The sequence below is a fragment of the Vibrio cionasavignyae genome, assembly GCF_050337155.1.
Lineage (GTDB): Bacteria > Pseudomonadota > Gammaproteobacteria > Enterobacterales > Vibrionaceae > Vibrio > Vibrio nomapromontoriensis.
Genome location: NZ_JAKJSR010000010.1, coordinates 147,163 through 165,651, shown reverse-complemented (window position 1 = coordinate 165,651; position 18,489 = coordinate 147,163). Strand labels below are relative to the sequence as shown.

At 43.3% G+C, this 18,489-nt stretch carries 17 protein-coding genes; 10 read left to right on the top strand and 7 right to left on the bottom strand.

Features of this window, described 5'->3' with window-relative positions; all coding sequences use genetic code 11:
• Positions 1-19 precede the first annotated feature (19 nt).
• Together L4D74_RS03975 and L4D74_RS03970 are read left to right on the top strand one after the other, a co-directional pair.
• Positions 20-529, top strand: coding sequence for a GNAT family N-acetyltransferase (locus tag L4D74_RS03975; protein ID WP_428750821.1), 510 nt, complete (start codon positions 20-22; stop codon positions 527-529).
• 135 nt (positions 530-664) lie between these two features.
• Positions 665-1,081 (top strand): GNAT family N-acetyltransferase, encoded by a 417-nt coding sequence (locus L4D74_RS03970; protein ID WP_428751163.1) that lies wholly within the window; start codon positions 665-667, stop codon positions 1,079-1,081.
• Between the two features lie 137 nt (positions 1,082-1,218).
• Here L4D74_RS03970 and L4D74_RS03965 read toward each other — a convergent pair whose 3' ends face one another.
• A complete protein-coding gene (locus L4D74_RS03965; protein WP_265672964.1) occupies positions 1,219-1,470 on the bottom strand; it encodes a GlsB/YeaQ/YmgE family stress response membrane protein in 252 nt (83 codons plus the stop codon).
• Between the two features lie 288 nt (positions 1,471-1,758).
• Between L4D74_RS03965 and L4D74_RS03960 the strand changes: the two genes are divergently transcribed.
• From L4D74_RS03960 to arfB, 4 genes are all read left to right on the top strand, one after another.
• Positions 1,759-3,432, top strand: coding sequence for a mechanosensitive ion channel family protein (locus L4D74_RS03960; RefSeq protein ID WP_428750820.1), 1,674 nt, complete (start codon positions 1,759-1,761; stop codon positions 3,430-3,432).
• A 289-nt stretch (positions 3,433-3,721) separates the two neighbouring features.
• Complete coding sequence (locus L4D74_RS03955) at positions 3,722-3,862, top strand: hypothetical protein (RefSeq protein ID WP_428750819.1); 141 nt, start codon at positions 3,722-3,724, stop codon at positions 3,860-3,862.
• Positions 3,863-4,311: 449 nt separating this feature from the next.
• Positions 4,312-4,527 carry a VF530 family protein gene (locus L4D74_RS03950; RefSeq protein WP_265672961.1) on the top strand — a complete coding sequence of 72 codons (216 nt, stop codon included), beginning with the start codon at positions 4,312-4,314 and terminating at the stop codon, positions 4,525-4,527.
• A 116-nt stretch (positions 4,528-4,643) separates the two neighbouring features.
• Positions 4,644-5,057: an alternative ribosome rescue aminoacyl-tRNA hydrolase ArfB gene (gene arfB / locus L4D74_RS03945; RefSeq protein ID WP_250617309.1), complete on the top strand. Its 414-nt coding sequence runs from the start codon at positions 4,644-4,646 to the stop codon at positions 5,055-5,057.
• A 103-nt stretch (positions 5,058-5,160) separates the two neighbouring features.
• On the opposite strand, the gene L4D74_RS03940 is transcribed toward arfB, so the two are convergent.
• Positions 5,161-5,787 carry an outer membrane beta-barrel protein gene (locus tag L4D74_RS03940; RefSeq protein ID WP_428750818.1) on the bottom strand — a complete coding sequence of 209 codons (627 nt, stop codon included), beginning with the start codon at positions 5,785-5,787 and terminating at the stop codon, positions 5,161-5,163.
• Between the two features lie 336 nt (positions 5,788-6,123).
• On the opposite strand from L4D74_RS03940, the gene L4D74_RS03935 reads away from it, so the two are divergent.
• The 3 genes from L4D74_RS03935 (at position 6,124) to L4D74_RS03925 (ending at position 7,540) form a co-directional block, all read left to right on the top strand.
• On the top strand, positions 6,124-6,579 hold the full coding sequence (locus L4D74_RS03935; protein ID WP_428750817.1) for a GNAT family N-acetyltransferase: 456 nt from the start codon (positions 6,124-6,126) through the stop codon (positions 6,577-6,579).
• Positions 6,580-6,632: 53 nt separating this feature from the next.
• Positions 6,633-6,824, top strand: a complete 192-nt coding sequence (locus L4D74_RS03930) for a CPXCG motif-containing cysteine-rich protein (RefSeq protein WP_428750816.1) — start codon at positions 6,633-6,635, stop codon at positions 6,822-6,824.
• Positions 6,825-6,925: 101 nt separating this feature from the next.
• A complete protein-coding gene (locus tag L4D74_RS03925) occupies positions 6,926-7,540 on the top strand; it encodes a LysE/ArgO family amino acid transporter (protein WP_428750815.1) in 615 nt (204 codons plus the stop codon).
• A gap of 112 nt (positions 7,541-7,652) precedes the next feature.
• Here the strand turns inward: L4D74_RS03925 and L4D74_RS03920 are convergent, their stop codons facing one another.
• The 5 genes from L4D74_RS03920 to L4D74_RS03900 all read right to left on the bottom strand — a co-directional run bounded on the left by L4D74_RS03920 (position 7,653) and on the right by L4D74_RS03900 (position 17,023).
• Entirely contained in the window at positions 7,653-8,519 is an 867-nt protein-coding gene (locus L4D74_RS03920) for a fructosamine kinase family protein (RefSeq protein WP_428750814.1), read from the bottom strand.
• 310 nt (positions 8,520-8,829) lie between these two features.
• The gene (locus L4D74_RS03915; protein ID WP_428750813.1) at positions 8,830-10,434 is read right to left on the bottom strand and encodes an ABC-F family ATPase; all 1,605 of its coding nucleotides are present in this window, start codon (positions 10,432-10,434) and stop codon (positions 8,830-8,832) included.
• A 238-nt stretch (positions 10,435-10,672) separates the two neighbouring features.
• The gene (locus tag L4D74_RS03910; RefSeq protein WP_428750812.1) at positions 10,673-12,013 is read right to left on the bottom strand and encodes a sigma-54-dependent transcriptional regulator; all 1,341 of its coding nucleotides are present in this window, start codon (positions 12,011-12,013) and stop codon (positions 10,673-10,675) included.
• Positions 12,006-14,507 carry a PAS domain S-box protein gene (locus tag L4D74_RS03905; RefSeq protein WP_428750811.1) on the bottom strand — a complete coding sequence of 834 codons (2,502 nt, stop codon included), beginning with the start codon at positions 14,505-14,507 and terminating at the stop codon, positions 12,006-12,008. Before L4D74_RS03905 ends, L4D74_RS03910 begins: the two co-directional genes overlap by 8 nt.
• Positions 14,508-14,704: 197 nt before the next feature.
• On the bottom strand, positions 14,705-17,023 hold the full coding sequence (locus L4D74_RS03900) for a HEAT repeat domain-containing protein (protein ID WP_428750810.1): 2,319 nt from the start codon (positions 17,021-17,023) through the stop codon (positions 14,705-14,707).
• A gap of 373 nt (positions 17,024-17,396) precedes the next feature.
• Here L4D74_RS03900 and L4D74_RS03895 point away from each other — a divergent pair, with 373 nt between their 5' ends.
• The gene (locus L4D74_RS03895) at positions 17,397-18,488 is read left to right on the top strand and encodes a cytochrome-c peroxidase (RefSeq protein ID WP_428750809.1); all 1,092 of its coding nucleotides are present in this window, start codon (positions 17,397-17,399) and stop codon (positions 18,486-18,488) included.
• The last annotated feature ends 1 nt before the right edge of the window (position 18,489 follow it).

Below are 18,489 nucleotides of genomic sequence, written 5' to 3'. Positions count from 1 at the left end.
GCATTCTGAAGCAACCATCATGAAAATAAATATTGAAAGTAGTCGCCTTTGTATGCGTCAAATCAACGCTAGTGATGAGAGTTTTTTTAAAGCGCTTCACAGTGATAATCGGGTGACTCACTTATGTTTTGATGTACCAACAGATGCGGAAATTCATCAGAAGTTTATACAGCGCTTACCCCCTTGGCATGTTTCCGCATCTCATTGGTTATGTTTAACGATTGTTGAAAAAGAAACAGGCAAGAAGGTTGGCATTACCGGCTTTATTATTGATGGCAATAAGGCTGAGGTCGGTTATTTACTGACACCTGAATGTCATGGCTTTGGCTTTGCGACAGAATCATTACAAGCGCTGTTAAACTGGGCGCAATTTCACCTTCCGGATATCGCTTTTGAGGCGACGGTGACATATGGAAATACCCAGTCTGAACGGGTGCTGAGTAAGTGTGGTTTTACTTTGGTAAAGCGAGTACCTGATGCCTACATGATTGATGGTCAATGGCATGATGACATGATTTATGCTCTCTAGATGTTTGTCGCCATGAGGCAGCGGTGACGTTGCTATCTTTCTAAATTATTATTTGTATATCAAAAGGGTACCCTGGTATCGCGTTGAGGTTATTGAGTTAAAAGGAGTTACTCAGTGAGTGTGACCTATAGAGAAATGCAATCAACCGATTATGATTCGGTCATTGGGCTGTGGAATGATACGGAAAACATGCAATTGCGTGAGGCTGATAGCCGAGAAAGTATTACCGAATACTTAGATCAGAACCCAAACTTGAGCTATGTCGCCATGGTTTCAGGTCATATTGTAGGTGCCGTGTTAGTAGGGACGGATGGGCGTCGAGGTTATATTCAACATCTTGCGGTAGCGGATAAGCATCGTGGTAAACGAATTGGCCGAGGCCTAATTGAAAAAGCGACCCAAGCTTTAGGATTGATTGGTATTAATAAAACGCATCTTTTTGTTACCACTGAAAACGAAAACGCACAGCAGTTTTATCGTTCGTTAGGGTGGGAAGATCGTAAAGAAATCAAAATGTATTCCTTCAATGCCTCGGCGAACCTGAATATCTAGCGTCAGTCAGTGCTATGTAGGACTAACGTTTACGACATTGCCGTGTCAATTCTAATTCAATACCAAGCGAGAAAGGGAGGGGCGAGTTCAGTAACTGAAACGCCCTCATAGCTTATTGTCTAGGCTTAATCTTCAAGTTAGTTTTTAATAAAACGGTTGTAGACGAAAAGAAGGATGAAAGCACCGAGGGTAGCGGTAATAATACTGCCGATATTAATACCATTAGCACCGCCAAAACCGAGCAATCCACCAATAAATCCGCCGACAAATGCACCAGCAATACCTAGTCCCATCGTGGCTAACCAACCCCCGCCATCGTTGCCCGGCATTAACCATTTTGCGAGTGCTCCGGCAATTAGACCTAAAATAATCCATGAAATGATGCCCATATCTCGCTCCTTACTTTAATAAAAGCGCTGTCAATTGAAGTTATCATCGCTAAGCATAGTTCAAATAAAAGGCAACTAATTCGAATAAAGGGCATAAAAATACATATCCCTAAATGATTTTTGACGAAGGAGGCGAGTTTGGCGAGTAATCTTTTCGTCATTGGGGTTATCCTCGAATAAAACTAATCTATTATTGATATAGCTATCTAGTTTTATGACAACGGCATGAATAGATAGCGAATACCTCGGCACATGCCGAGGGGAGTGAAGCCCATCAAGGAGTCGGGAATGAAGGTGTCACGGTTGGTAAAGTTTCAATCAGTCTTATTGTTATTCATCATTGGATTAAACGGTGTTTTCTTATCATATGCCCACGCGCAAGCAGAAAATGAACCTGTACCGCTAACCAAAGAACAGCGGGACTTTGATCGTGTTAATCGAGAGATTCAAGAGCTCGCAGAGTCGTTAAAGCTCTCTACAGGGGATCAAAAAGATGCGATCCAATTTAGGTTGTTTAATAAAAACAATGAACTAAGGGATATTATCGCCACAGGTATTGATAATGATGCATTACCAAAGCCGATTTTAAGTGCGCAAGTCGCGTTGCAGCAAGAGTATACGGATGGGGCAAAAACGTATCTTGAGGAAAAAATCAAAAAGATCACAGAGAAGTTTAATGCAGCAAAAGATGAGCAAAAACTGTCTATCCTCAATACGTACCGCGAGTTATTAGAATATTTAGACTCTTCCTATGAGAGTAGTTGGCAGAACTTGACCTGGTTACAAAAACTCGGTGAACCCAATTCTGAATTAGAACAAGAACTATCGTTGTTTATCACCAAACGGATGAGGTTAGTTTCTGCGTCAATTGAATATTTTGATCAACAAGTGAAAACAGTCGCGACTCAAATAGCAGCTGCACCAGAATCAGAAAAAGCAGCACTCCAGATGACACAGTTAATCACTACGCAAAGGTTATCGATTGAAACCGATAGTCTGCAGAAGTTGATTGTGCTGGGTGATGAAATGGATTTGGAAACCTCGGAATATAAGCGTCAAATATTCCAAGTCACTGGTAGCATCACCCAAGATATCTTAAATGTAAAAGTCCTGCTCTCATTGGCAAATGAGTGGTGGAGTGCGGGGTTAACTTGGTTAGCAGAGAATGCCCCTCAGCAGCTGTTCCAAGTATTCATCTTTATCTTGATATTGATGGCAACACGCATGATCGTCAAGCTTGTTCGTAAGGTGGTGAGTAAGGCAGTAGTAACGAAGAATTTTAAGCTTTCTCATCTGATGCAAAACTTCTTTGTTTCTATGTCTGGTAATATCGTTTGGATTATCGGTATTATGGTCGGTTTGTCGCAGATTGGCCTTAATCTAGCCCCTGTGTTGACAGGTTTTGGTATCGCAGGTGTCATCATTGGTTTTGCATTACAAGATACACTTTCCAACTTTGCTGCTGGGATGATGTTACTTATTTATCGCCCGTTTGACGTTGGGGACTTTGTTTTTGCTGGTGGCGTAGATGGTAAGGTCAGTCACATGAGCTTAGTTAATACCACTATTCGTACCTTTGATAATCAAATTATTATCGTACCGAATGGCAAGATTTGGGGTGATGTGATTAAAAATGTGACCCATGAGCGGATTCGTCGTGTTGATATGATATTCGGGATTGGCTATAGCGATGATTTGTTAAAAGCGGAAGCGGTACTGACGGACATCGTTACTACTCATCCTTCAGTGCTTAGTACCCCAGAGGCTATGATCAAAGTGCACACGCTCAATACCTCTTCAGTTGACTTTATTGTTCGACCTTGGGTGAAGACGGACGACTATTGGGATGTATATTGGGATGTTACGAAAGAAGTGAAACTACGCTTTGATAGAGAAGGTATCTCTATCCCATTCCCGCAGCAAGACGTTCATTTACACATGATTGATAAGAAAGAAGCCTAACGAAACGTCGCTGACAAAGTAACGGCATAAATGGCGTTTTTAGGTAACTCGAACACAAAGCATGCCTCGGTTCTCGGGTCATGCTTTTTTATCGCCCCTTGGCTGGTTTATAAGATGTTTTGTTACCAGTTGTAAATTTGTGCAATTTTCGTTTTTTACATAAGAATTATAATATCCTAGTGCGATACATTGTGGGGGCTCGCAAACTGCATATATCCGTTGCTCTAAAATGGGTGTGTTTATTGATTTATGTAATTAAAACAACACCCTGTTTCGAAGGAGAAACGATATGGAAAAAATTATTAATACCTTGGGCTTATGTATTTTGGCGAGTAAGTATGTGGCAGTATTATTGGTGGCGGGAATAACGGTGAGTACTGGTGCGCTAGCTGCTGATTTGCTTTGCATTGGGTTAGAAAATAGCGAATAAGACTAAATCAAAAAAATATTTGGCAATTTTACCTTTTATGTTTCTTTTTTTGCTTAGTATTTTCGGGAGCGAATATGGGCACTATCGCTCCCGTTGTTTACTCATTCGCTACTGCTGCGTGTGATTATGCTTTGTAGCGATGATTGTCGATAGAATGTCATTATTCTTGTTCATATCTTCAAAGGCATTTCATTCTGTTTGAGTGAGCCTACTTCCTATGCTTTGCAGCTTTACTTGCGGGCTCGGCAGTAGAATTCTATCGCTTGGAATGCCAACATACATCATTCGCTTTGATCCTATCCCCAATTCATAATAAGCTTGTGCCATCACAAGCGTTTTTGCCAGTTCGTGGCTATTAAATAGTAGGTTAGATTGCTTTTTAACCGTTATCGTAACCTCCAACTTCGACCAACGCTTTTCTCCATAAAATATAATCAGGACGCTTGTTTATGAGCCACCAACAAAACAACCCATTGCATGGCCTTACACTAGAAAAAATCCTTACTCGTTTGGTTGAGCATTACGGTTGGGACGAACTGTATTACCACATCAATGTGAATTGCTTTAGCAATGACCCGTCGATTAAGTCTTCACTTAAGTTTCTAAGAAAGACCCAGTGGGCTCGCGACAAAGTTGAAGCACTCTATGTGTCTACGTTTAGCTAAGCGAGCGTCTAGAACGCCGACCATGCTTACAAATGTTTATGCAAACTCCTGTGCGGGAAATAACGTGGTGGTTAGAAGGTTCACATGTCAATATTTTTACAGACTAGAGCGGCACTATGCTGAAAATTTCTAATAGCGTTGAATTAGCTGAGTGGGAAATAGAGCTTACGGCAATAAGATCTATGGGGGCCGGTGGACAGAAAGTAAATAAGACGAGCTCAGCGATACACCTACGCTTTGATATTAAACGTTCAACGCTGCCTGATTTTTATAAGGAAAGGCTGTTAGCGCTATCTGACACGAGAATCACGAAAGAAGGCGTTGTTATCATTAAGGCGCAAGCTTATCGAACTCAAGAGCAGAATAGGGAAGATGCTTTAGAGCGTCTTAAACAGCTTATCGTGTCTGCCGCAGTCGTCCAAAAAGCGAGAAGGGCAACAAGACCTACTCGAAACTCACAAACGCGTAGAATGGATGCGAAGAAACGTAAAGGAAATACTAAGGCGCTCAGAGGCCGAGTGTCAGATTAAGAGGTGATATACAACAGTCTCGTCATCATGCTATCAAAATAAGGCTTAGCGTTGGCTTTGCCTTATTTTGAATCACTGCTGTACAGTTGAAGTGAGATTACTCTTAAAATTTCCAGCCGATGGTCATACGCGCCTGTACTGGCTCTTCGATACCCTGATCCCACTCGCCGTATTCACGTGCCATAGAAGAACTCGTTTTCAACACATTGAGGTCTGTATAAAAATTATTGTTGTACGTGATACGGGTACCTAAACCATATACTATCCCATGTCCTTGATAGATACCGTTTCTCGTTTCCGTACGGTCTGGATAGTGGCGCTCTAAGTTTGAAGAACCATTGGTGGCAAATCCTCCTAGCTCACCATATGGCTTGATATCAAAGTTGCCAAGTTCAAAGGTATAGCCGACATCGGTAGTAATCATAAGCGTTTTAAATTCTTGTATATTTTTACCCGTGTATTCCCCGTTTTTTTGCGCGACATTGTTGTGCCATTCACCTGACTGTAGCGCCAATTTTAAGCCAATGATGTCGTTAAATTCGTAGCCAGCTTCTAACACATATGAGGTCTTTGCGTCACTATCTTTAAGTAGCTCGTCGCTATTATCGAGCGACATACTTGAAGTGAACTCGCCAATACCGCCACCTAACCGCCAACCAGAGGTATCATTTGCGAATACGGATCCGGAGGTAAGTCCAAGAGTGAATGCAATAATGGTTAATTTCTTCATAGTCGTTGCCTTAAGTTAATATTATGAGTTTTGAGTCACATCCTTGCGCTTTGGTATGGATAGGCTAGCAATTTAAATGAAATAACTACAAATGATACCAACGGATTTCAGATATAACCCTAGTGCATATTATGGTGAACTGATTGCATCGGCGTCACTCATGTCGTAGTCCGCTATGTCAATATTTGTTGAGTAGTAAGATGTCACTCTGTTGTGTGATAAAACGAAGATCGAGGGGGGTAGCTTGAAAAAATATTAGAGTTTTGGTGACATACGTAGTAGTGATATCATCGCTGCAACATTAATTGAGGTAATTCAACGTATAAGGATATACACGTGGAAATAATTAAGGACGATTTACAAGGGCCTGAAATTCAAGGTCTATTACAAGAGCATCTTGATGACATGTACGCCACTTCTCCAGCGGATAGCGTTCATGCATTGGATTTAACCGGATTACAAAACCCAGATATTACCTTTTGGTCCGCTTGGATTGATGGTGAGCTTGCTGGCTGTGTAGCTCTTAAAGTGTTAGATGGGAAGCATGGTGAAATTAAGTCAATGCGTACTGCGACTTCCGCACGGGGCAAAGGTATCGCGAAGCAACTCGTTGTTCATTTATGTCAAGCAGCTAAGCAAGAAGGTCTTAATCGACTCAGTCTCGAAACAGGAACGGAAGCATTTTTTCATCCAGCACGAACGTTATATCAAGGCTTCGGCTTTGTAGAGTGTCCACCCTTTGCAGATTATACGCTTGATCCCAACAGTGTTTTTATGACGAAACAGCTATAGAAGGTTTATTGATCACAGATCGCGACACAATAAGTTAAATAGGGTGAAAGGATATGGATGCTATTCGATTTCGTTATGTAGAGTGCCCTTACTGCGGTGAGCAATTTGAAACCTCCATTGATTGCTCAAACGGAGAGCAGCAGTATATTGAAGATTGCTATGTCTGTTGTCGACCTATTGTGTTTTCGATTATGTTTGTTGACGATGATCTGGTTGTTTCTACGCGTCATGAAAACGACGCTTAATTGCTACTTACGACGACAGCGTTATGCCGTTCTTCGAGGATTCCTTGTGATGCGAAGTTTCTTCGTTAAGCAATGCGGATAAACGTGTTTAAAGGATTAAAATGCTCCCTATCAATCTTGATGTATTTGTCACTGGCTTTTCGTTAAGTATTTCGCTAATTCTTGCCATTGGTGCACAAAATGCCTTTGTTTTAAAGCAAGGGCTTAAGAAGCATCATGTCTTTTTCGTATGCTTGGTGTGCGCGGTATCGGACGCTTTGCTAATTTCTGCCGGGGTAGGCGGTTTTGGTGTGCTTATTCAAGCGTACCCATCGGTGGAGGTTATCGCTCGGTACGCCGGTGCTCTATTTTTGTTTGTTTATAGCTTTCAGAGTTTTCGCTCTGCGTTTACCGTTCAGCATAAACTTGATCCCGAAGGAGAGTCTAAAGGCTCGTTATTGAAAACGATAGGGATTTGTTTGGCGTTAACTTGGCTAAATCCACATGTCTATTTGGACACCGTGGTACTGCTCGGCTCAATATCAACCCAATACGCACCGCAGCAGTGGTCGTTTGGCATTGGAGCGGTTTCGGCATCATTTGTATTCTTTTTTTCACTAGGCTACGGAGCTCGCTTGCTGATACCACTCTTTAGTAAGCCAATGTCTTGGAAAGTTCTGGAAGGGCTAGTTGGTACGCTTATGTTCTTTATAGCGCTGACATTAGTTATTGGTTAGGCGCTCAACAAGTCATTACCCGTTTCGTTGTTTCACTTTGAGCTGGGTCGATATCGATTCGACTATAGCCTACGTATAACGATTTAGACGTAGGCTATAGTGGTAGGAAAAACTACGAAGACTGGATGGCTGAAATAAGTCTTTCCGCTTCGTCTAAGTGCTGTCCTCCAAACAAATTGCAGTGATTGAGCACATGGTAAAGGTTATAAATGTGTTTTCGGTATTCGTACATCGGTTCAATAGCGAGGATGCTTTCATAGCCTTGGTAAAACTCTGGACGAAATCCACCAAATAGCTCAGTCATTGCTAAATCACACTCTCTGTCCCCCCAGTAGCTTGCGGGATCATAGCAAAGCGGACCAAATGCGGAATTCGCGACGTTGCCATTCCATAAATCACCATGTAATAGCGATGGTTTTGGGTTGTGCCCCGAGAGTTGGTCATTAACTAAATCTACAAACTCACTGATTGGGGTAAAGGTAATTTGCTTCTCTTTTAGCAATTGTAGTTGCCATCCGATGCGTTGTTCGGAGAAGAAGCGCGACCATTTTTTATGCCACTGGTTTGGCTGCAAGGTTTCACCTAGGTAATTATCTTGATCAAAACCGAACTCGGCTTGTTCACCCCATTTGTGTAGCTTTGCCAGTTGCACACCGAAGCGATGGCTGCTCTCCGCGACATCCAAGGGTTTAACCGGAATGTAGTTGAGGACCAAAAACGCACACTCCTTTGTTTTGCCAATGAGCACGACCTCTGGCAGCTGGACCGTATTGGTTTCACGCAGTGCGTGGAGGTTTTCTGCTTCTATTTCAAACTTAGGCAGAAAGTCTTTGTGATTAGTTTTAATAAAGTAGCGCTGTTCACCATCGCTGATCATGTAGCATTGATTGATGTCGCCACCATCCATTTTTACACGTTCTCTTATGTTGAATTTGAACATCAGCGTGTCTGATAGTTGGTCTGAAATCGCTTGCCACATACGCTACTCCCATTAATCAATACTATTAGTATTCTAGAACAACCTCGCGAGGTATACAGTGATAATCGGCACAGCTTGGAAATTGAGCGGTTTTGGTGATTAAAACATGCGAGTTTTATTTGATTACTGAGAGAGGAACAAGGTGATAGCGGGTTGAAAGGGCGTGATGAGTCGAAATTACGGCTATCTCTTAGTTTGCGTTAATGATGTAACAGGTGGCGGTTACCTCTAAATACAACAAGGAGCAAAGACACATCGTGTCATTGCTCCTTTATTCTTTCGAGTGCGCGTGTACTTAGTTACTTAAGTATTAACTAATAGCGAGCATCTTCTTTTGGTGTGCAAGGTACTCGTTGTAGGTGCCTTGGAACTGTACTAATTGCTTGTCTTTAACATCGATGATTGATGTCGCAAGAGAAGAGACAAACTCACGGTCATGACTGACAAAAATCAATGTACCTTCGTATTTCTTCAGGGCATTGTTTAATGCTTCAATGGCTTCCATATCCATGTGGTTGGTCGGCTCATCCATGACTAATACGTTGATGTCTTGCATCATTAGCTTACCAAACAATAGGCGGTTCTTTTCACCACCTGAACAGTTCTTAGCCTTTTTATTAGCATCATCTGCAGTAAACAATAAACGACCTAAAATGCCACGGACCATTAAGTCATCGTGTTTAACGGTGCGCCATTGAGAGATCCAGTCGAAAATGCTCAAGTCATTGTCGAAATCGGCTGTGCTGTCTTGTGGGCAATAGCCAATTGATGCGTTCTCAGACCACTTTACTACACCATGGTTTTGTTCTAGTTCGTTTACAAGGCAACGTAACAGTGTGGTTTTACCCACACCATTTTCGCCAATAACGGCTAAACGAGTGCCAGCTTCTAAGAGTAAGTTGCCTTTTTCAAATAGCACCTCTCCGTCAAAGCCATGTCCAAGATCTTGCAACTCTAGTGCTTGGCGATGAAGTTTTTTACCTTCACCAAAATCAATCGACGGGCTAATACGGCTTGTTGACTTTACTTCATCAAGCTTGATTTTATCCATTTTTTTAGCGCGAGAACTGGCTTGTTTTGCCTTGGAAGCATTGGCACCAAATCGGTTGACGAAATCTTGTAGTTCGCTAATTTCTGCTGCTTTTTTTGCGTTGCTTGCCAGTAGTTGATCACGAATGAGCCCTGATGCTTCAAGGAAGTATTCGTAGTTACCTGGGTAGATGCGAAGCTCACCGTAATCAATGTCAGCCATATGAGTACAAACTGAGTTGAGAAAGTGACGATCGTGCGAAATGATGATCATCGTACACTTACGTTGATTAAGCTCTTCCGCCAGCCAGTTGATGGTGTGAATGTCCAAGTTGTTGGTCGGTTCGTCGAGCAACAGGATATCTGGGTTAGCGAATAGCGCTTGGGCAAGGAGGACACGTAACTTCCAGCCCGGTGCAACTTGCTGCATCAGACCGAAATGAAATTCTTCTTCGATACCGGCTTGGATCAAAATATCTCCCGCTCGGCTTTCTGCGGTGTAGCCATCCATTTCAGCGAACTCACTTTCGAGTTCGGCCACTTTCATGCCGTCCTCTTCACTCATTTCTGGCAATGAGTAAATACGGTCACGTTCTTGCTTGATTTCCCATAGTTTGCGGTCACCCATAATCACGACATCAATCACGTTGTATTGTTCAAACGCAAATTGGTCTTGGCTTAAAACACCCAGCTTTAACCCTGGAGTAATGGATACGTTGCCAGAACTTGGAGTCAGCGCGCCGCTAAGAATCTTCATAAATGTCGATTTGCCACATCCATTGGCACCGATCAAGCCGTAACGGTTACCGTTACCGAACTTAGCTGAAATGTTTTCAAATAACGGCTCAGCGCCGAATTGCATGGTGATGTTAGCGGTAGATATCAAAGAAGTATTCCTAGGTATGAGAATGACGATTGGCGTAAATAACAGCGCTAATCGACAGAATTGAAAGTACAGATTGTTACGCGGCGGATTATACAGACTTATTCAACAAATAACAGACATGAGAGGTAAGTCACAGAAGGGTTTGTAGTCAACTCGCCTCGAGATGCTCGGAACCTTGCATCTTGAGGCCATCTACAGGAATGAATGATCGTTCCTTTATCTGTGGAAGGGCGATTACTCAAGATAGAGCATTAGGGCTCTTTTCTAGAATCCTTTGCAGTCTAGGTCGACTGATCTTTAGTAATTCACAGGCTTTTCCTTTGTGCCCAGATACACTTTTTAGAATATGTTGAACGTGCTGGTATTCCATCTCTTCTAAACTTGTCGCTTGAGGTTGTTGGATGACCCCTGCAACGGATGATCGGCTTGGTTTTAAGTCATCAAAGAGGTCGACAGTAAGAATGTCACCGGGGCAAAGGGCAACCGCTTTGGTGAGGGTGTTTTCAAGCTCTCGAACATTGCCCGGCCATTGGTACTGGCATAATAGTGTCATTGCGTCGATCGCTACCTTTGCGACTTTAGTACCAAGTTCTTTATTGCTGCGAGCGAGCAGCGCCGGGATCAATTCTTCGAGATCTTCGGGTCGCTCCCTTAATGGAGGGATGTGAATGCACACCACCTGCAAGCGATAGAAAAGGTCTTCACGAAATGCTTTATCTTTGATCGCCTGCTCAAAATTAAGGTTAGTGGCAGAAATAATTCGCGCGCTGCTTTTTATTGTTTGTTTTGACCCGATGGGAGTGAACTCTTTTTCTTGCAATACGCGAAGTAGTTTGGCTTGTATCTGTAGTGATAGCTCACCAATTTCGTCAAGAAAGAGCGTTCCTTTACTGGCAAGCTCAAACTTGCCGGGTTGGTCGGAAACTGCGCCAGTAAAGGCGCCTTTTTTGTGACCGAACATCTCAGACTCTAGTAAATTCTCGACCAGTGCGGCGCAATTGAGTGCCACGAAGGGGGAGCCTTCCGGTCGACCTGCGTTATGAATGGCTCGCGCGACCATTTCTTTACCGGTCCCTGATTCTCCCGTGATCATAATTGAGGCGTTGGTAAGTGCCACTTTACCGATGGTCTTATAGATCTCTTTCATTGCGTGGGAAGAGCCAACCATCGAGTGGCCAAACGTATCAGGAATCGCGACTGCTTCTTGGTAGTTGGATGCATGGTAGCTAATGGCGGTGTTAACCGCTTGGTCGAGCTCATCGATATCGATAGGTTTGTGAATGTACTCGTCGGCCCCTTGTTGCATGGCTTGTATGGTACTGTCCATGTCATGAAATGCGGTGATCATAATCACCCGTGCGCTAGGACAAACGGCTTTAAATTCAGGTAAGCCCTCGATTCCGGATTTTCCTTCCATACGAATATCAAGAATGATGACATTGGGTTGCAGGGATTGGGCGATGGCAACACCACTGTCGACACAATCTGCCACTTCGACGGTGTGTGATTGGGTTTGATAATGCAGTTGCAGAGTACGACTTATCCCTGAATCATCATCAACAATTAATAGTTTACCCATTGACGGCTTCCTTTACTGGGGTGACGGCCTGCGGCGCTGTTGGTATGCGGATCCGAGTTTGTGTACCCATGGGTGATATTGGTGACAGGGTTATTTGCCCCTGATGTGAGTCGATAATGCGTTTGACAATCGCAAGTCCGAGCCCTGTACCTTTCGCTTTGGTGGTAAAAAATGGCTCAAACACTTTTTCAGTTAAACATGGATCAATGGATTGTCCGTTATTTTCGATATCGATGAGAAGTTGAGTGCCCGAATCTGTGATCATGATGTTGGTACTGAGTTTCACTGTTGGTTTTATATCTATGGTCGATTGCGATGCCTGCATCGCGTTCAGTAAGATATTTTGAATGGCTTGTCTCAGCTTGATGGGATCAGCATAGATGGTGGGTAGGTGCGGTTGAAAGGCGATCAGTAATTCGACGTTGGACTGCATTGCCAGCTTTTGTTGGCTTGCTAGGATGGTTTCTAGCAGCTTATTTATATCGATCCACTCTGGTTTGAATTGATCCGGTTTTGAATAGGCGAGTAGCTCCTCCAAAATAGCTTCCATAAAGCGCACTTGTTCGAGGGATATGTCGAACATCTCGTTTTTCTCGTTACGAGCATGGATTTGCAATACCATTTTTATCGAACTTAAGGGATTACGTAAATCATGAGCAATCATATTGACGACTTTACCGACCGCGGCGAGCTTTTCATGTTGAATACGATCTCTCGTTTGACGTGTCACTTCTTTTTCTAGACGCTTTTCTTCGCTAATATCTTGCTTTACTGCAACATAATAAAGGGGACGCCCCTCAATATTTTTGACGGGGGAAATGCGGGCTCGTTCCCAATATAGCTCACCATTTTTCTTTTTATTGTGAAATTCTCCACGCCACTCTTTTCCCGCTCGAAGGGTGTGTTTGATTGACTGATACTCGGAAGTTGGGGTTTCTCCAGATTGCAAAATTTTAGGGCTTAGACCCATGACTTCGTCGCGTGAATAACCAGACAATTCACAAAAGACGGGGTTAACATAAATAATCTTATTGTCGAGGTCGGTTATCATCACTGAGTTTTGACTGCTTTCAACGGCATGGCTAAGCTGCTGAAGTTGATCTTGTGCCATCTTTTGTTCCGTCACATCTTCCCCAATAAGAGTTAGGCTGACGGCGCTGTCATGTGATTTAGTAAACGTAGAGGTCCAAGACACCAAATGAATTTCGCCGCAATGGCTGAGAACCACGCTTTCACTATGAGGCTGGTGGGTTTGCTGGCGAATGGCTTCTTCCAATGCTTCTTGAGCTTGTGCTTGAAGTTCTACCGGAATAAAACGTTCTACCCAGTTAAAGCCCACAACATCTTGTTTTTGGTAACCAACCATGCTTAAAAAAAAGTCATTACAAAAAGTGATGTTGCCTTGTGGGTTGATAGTGACCGCCGCGAGTTGGATATTTTCCAATGTATGACGGAACTGTTGCTCGTAGGCTTGCTGTTGTCGTAAATAGCGGCCTTGCACTCGATAGCGACAAAAAACGGTACTAGCGATGGTCGCAATTAGGAAAGCAATAAAGTAAACGATGGTGTACTGATTGCTAAAGGCAGCGCGCGAGAGGTTGAATCGGTCGACGGGGAAAACAGAAATGATGGTCCAATCACCATTGTTTGGTGCACTAATTTGACTGAACGTGTAGTAGTTGTTTTCAAATAAGGTTTGTCCCTCTTTTTGTTGTTGCAGTTGAGAGAGCACTTCATGACTTATATCGCGGTTTGAGTTAACAACAAAGTCCGCTTTTCCCTTGTCGATTGGGTGGATAACTGCTGCACCTTGTGGGTTATAGAGGTAGACATGGTTGGTGAAACTGGGCGCGACAGTAAATAGTTTATTGATTAGCTGGCGTCCTTTGTAGTTTAAAATAATGACGCCAAGTCGTCGGCCATCTTTGCTAAAAACGGGTGTACCAACACGGATGGTTGGTTTTATTGGTTTTTGAATTTCTCCTCCCTCGATATTGAGATCCATCGGCGAGATAAAGACTTGTTCTGGTTGTAAATTGTTAGAGAACTGCCAGTAGTAACGGTGTGCCTTATTTTGCAACTTTGCTTGGGGCACGATACTAATGTGGCCATCATAATTGTTTATTCTCAGTTGCTCATGCCCTAAGTTGTCGATATAACGGATTTGGTCGTAGTTAGGGTTGTTGGCGCTGGATTGACGATAAAACTGCGCTAACGCTTTTTTCGGATTTACTTGATTGGCAATGAGTTCACTGGTGATGTAGGAGAGGTTTTTAGCATCAGCTGTCATTCTTACAAGCGTTTCCCCCAATACTTCTTCAATAAGGTTAACGATGACTCGTTCATTGTGCAGTGCGTATTGTTTGTCGTTTTCGATACTCATTAGATAATGAAAACTCATCAACACACTCAGCGCAATATAGGCAGGAATCGCCCAAAGTAACCATTCAGACAAAAACATGCGCTTTGTGGGTGAAGCAAGCTCATTATTCATTAAGAAACCAGATAGTGTTTGAATGGAGAATGGTAATAAAAAACGAGAGGCGCATCTGTGGCGACTCTCGAATTTTCGCTGTTTGCTCTGCCTTTTAGATAACACGGTATTACAGTATTTGGTGTTGCTAATGTTACGTTTGCTATCCGTGTTGCTTAAAAGCGCGAGTGTAATACTCTATATATTGCTTGGGAAAATTACCCCATTAACTCTCCTAAAAGCTTAATCGCATTAGGTTGTCGATGATGGGTCAGCTGCATCAATTGAGCATTAATCAGCGCCATTATATCGTCTCTAAATCGTTTAAATTCCAGATTGGCAATGCTATGACATTCCTCATCATTCAACGCGAGCTCTAGCAATGGCGATAAGAGTTCTTTGTTGGCGAGCTCGGGTTTTAGCACCATGAAGCTAAGTTTTAACGCTTGCTTTCGTACCCCTCCGGATGAGTCAGATAACGCATTATTAATGGCAGTCTCTACGTCACTACGCTGAACCTGTTTTATTTTTGCGAGATGTGGCTCTAGAGAGGTCAAACAGGTGAGTCGGACGTGCTCGTTGTCGTCGTTTAAGCCAATAAGCAGCATTGGTAGAGCGTGACTCGTTGGCATTGTAGATAAGAAATGAGCGGCGGCTTGCTTAAGGAGGGCGTCACCGTGATAAAGCGCATTTCCTGCCGCACCAATACCATTATCTATTTGCTTTTCTTTAGGGTAGAGCTTTTTAAGGCGAGTGAGTGAGTAAAAAATCTCTCGCATTTCGTGACTTTCTGAACCGAGGATGGAATCAATTAACCACTGCGCCGCCATAGGGTGAGAAGACTGCCCCAGAGCCTTTAGTAATAATATTCGGTTCGCTAGTTTGGGTAAGCGAGCGATTTTTTTTCGGTTAAGTTCTAGCTGGTCGGCACTATCAAAATTGGCTTTAACGATGTCGGCGTATTGCTCGAATGTGTCGTCCATGCCTTCAACCATGTCAATAATGTTTTTTTGTTGGTCGTCATTTTGTTGCGCTGGGGTGACTAATGTTGACTCAACATTGGCTTGTTGGATCATTCCTAGCGTGGAAGTGGGAGAGTTCGTATTGACCATAGGTTGGCTGAGCTTTTGCTCATGTTGCTCAAGAAGCGTGACCAAACCCGGCTCAGTTTCCGTGATTTCGTTGATCTCGATGGCGTCGGGGTAAGCCTGAGTACCAAACAGTATGGTTTTGATTAGGTGTTCACTATTTGGGTGAGTGGAATGACTCAGAGTATCAAAGCTCGCCTGTCGGACACTGCTATCATAGTAAGGCGTTGCTAGTTTTTCATTTTCTTTGCTGATGAATTTTTCAAGTAAAGGCAGTGAGAGATGTTCATGGCCGGCAAATAATGTGAGCTGGCGAATGAGTTGGATTTGGGTATGGACTGCGGTAGTACGCTCTTCAATTCGGAGGATAAGAAGATCAAGAAGTTGCTGCTGTTGGGATGAGTTGAAATTCAAATTATTCCAATGAGATAACAATGCGACCAACGCTTCGGCGTTGGCGTGGCGCGCGGTAATAATGAGAGTATCAAGATCGGCTATTGTGAGTGGTTGCGATACGCATAGTGCCAGTAATTGGGAGTAAGCATTGGCAGGCGCGTCTTTGAGATAGCCCACCAATCGAGAGCGATCGAGCTGTTCAAGTTCATGGAAGGTTTTTAGTGCTACGATTGCTTGTTGCTGAACAAGTGATGACTCGTCCTTTAAACATTTTACGATGTCCCAGAAGTATTCATTTGCTTGTTTTTCTGCAAGCGCGTTGATGGCATTTTTACGAATGATGGCATCGTCATCACGTAAATGTTTATACAAATGCGCTTTAGCGATTTGGCTATTGCTATGGCTTAAAGACTTCACCAATTTGCGCTTTTGCATTAGTGCAGCATGGGGGAGTTGGTCGATGATCCACTCGGGGTTAAGCCTCGCAATACCGTTGTAGATTAGTGCCTCTAATTCCGGCTCTGGATCTTGTTGAAGCAATTGTTGTAGTAATTGTTGCAGCAATGGCAGACTGTTTTCATGGGTCTGTTCGACCAAAATGGAAACGGCCTTTATTTGAATATCCCACCAATCGTCCCAGTCACTGGCTAGGCCCCATTGATCGTTGTGCTGTCGACCTAGCGCCATATCTTCTAAGAGTTGTTTTACCCTAGTGTCGGTTGAATGAGGGGCAAGCGCATCTAGGCTAGCGAGCCGAGCGTCTCCATCGGGGTGGTGCATGGCAATATCTATTAGTGACGTGACATCGCCCAGTTTCATCGCCGACAGCGCAGAGACGCAATCTATCACGACATCTGGATCGTTTGCGTATAAGCATTGATTGAGTATTGACTCCGCCGCAGCGACCTTTCCCTGCGCTACTGCTCGGGCGCTGTAACACTTCTGGGCATCATCACCCGTTGTCAGTAACTCTATCAATACTGCTTGAGACTGCTGTAACGCTGTAGACTCGGCAGGTATTTCATCCGTTTTAATGTGCTCAACATCTTGCATCAGTGCATCCCTATTCTAAAGTTAGCCGCGATCGTAGTGATAGTAGATAAGCAGGTTTCGTGCCGACGATGAATGATTAGATAAATATTCAATAATCAATGGGTTAGGCTATGAACATCAATCTTTTGACTCAGTGCTATTGAGTAATTAAACGATTCGTTCAGATGCCGTAATGATAAATTCAACAAAACGTTCAATTTTTACCAATGAGATCAAGATCACTAATGGGCTAACTTGTTGTTTTTAAAAATATAATTGCAAATGAGAAAGTTGGTCCAATTTATGCTCTAGCTAGGGAGGCGAAATAAATAAATGTTGTATAACGCTTTGAAAAGCCTTTGCAACGATAGCTTGGAAGCTAAGGAGCATAATAATGAAAAAATTGCTGATCCTTGCTGCTACAGTCAGCGTCTCTTTTTCGGCGTGGTCTCAAACGGAAGCTGAACCATTTGGTCCGTTGCCCACAATAAAAATAGACGCAGCTAAAGCAGAATTGGGAAAACGCCTGTTTTTTGATACTCGTTTGTCGGGTAATACGGCGCTATCGTGCGCGTCGTGTCATCAACCAGATAATGGTTACTCATTTCCAGAGGCTTTGGGGCCTGCGTATACGGGCAGTAAAGGTTTTAGAAATGTCCCCACATTGATCAATACCACTCATAAAAAGGTTTGGTTTCACGACGGACGCATCGGCACCAACCTAAATGATGTCACTCGCGAAAACATCACCGAAGATTGGCTAATGAATATGGATATGCGTTTGATGCAAGAGCGAATCAAACAAGATCCGACCTACGTCAAGATGTTTAAAGAGGCTGGATACGGAGAACCTTCAAACGGCAGCGTTCGTAAAGCAATTCCTGAGTACCTAAAAACCTTGACCTCTACCCCTAATGCGTTTGACAACAACGAGCTCTCTCCAGAAGCGGAGGAAGGCTTTGCACTATTTAAAGGTAAAGCTGGCTGTTCATCATGTCACAACGGACCGTTGTTTACCGATCAAAACCCATACAACACAGGAGTGCCGGAAAACTTTGATATTTTTCGTGACCCTATGCGTCATCAAACGTTTATCGCGTTCAACATGTTTATGGGTAACGAAAATTACATGAACTTAAAACGCGATGTTGGGGCACATGTGCAAACTCACAAGGCCGATGGAACCGACATGGGGAAATTCATCACGCCGACTCTGCGTGAGCTGAAATACACCGCTCCCTATATGCACAATGGCATGCTTGAAACATTGGTCGACGTTGTTGCGTTTTATAACCACGGTGGAGGTGAAGACAGCAATAAAGATCCCCGAATTAAGCCATTGAACCTGACGTGGAAAGAGCAAAAGGCATTAGTCGCATTTTTAGAGTCGTTATCGGGTGAGCCTTTAACTTCAGAACAACATGTTTGGGCTCAGCCAGATTTTAACTATGAGTTAATTTCTGATTGGCGCAATGCCAAAAATTAAG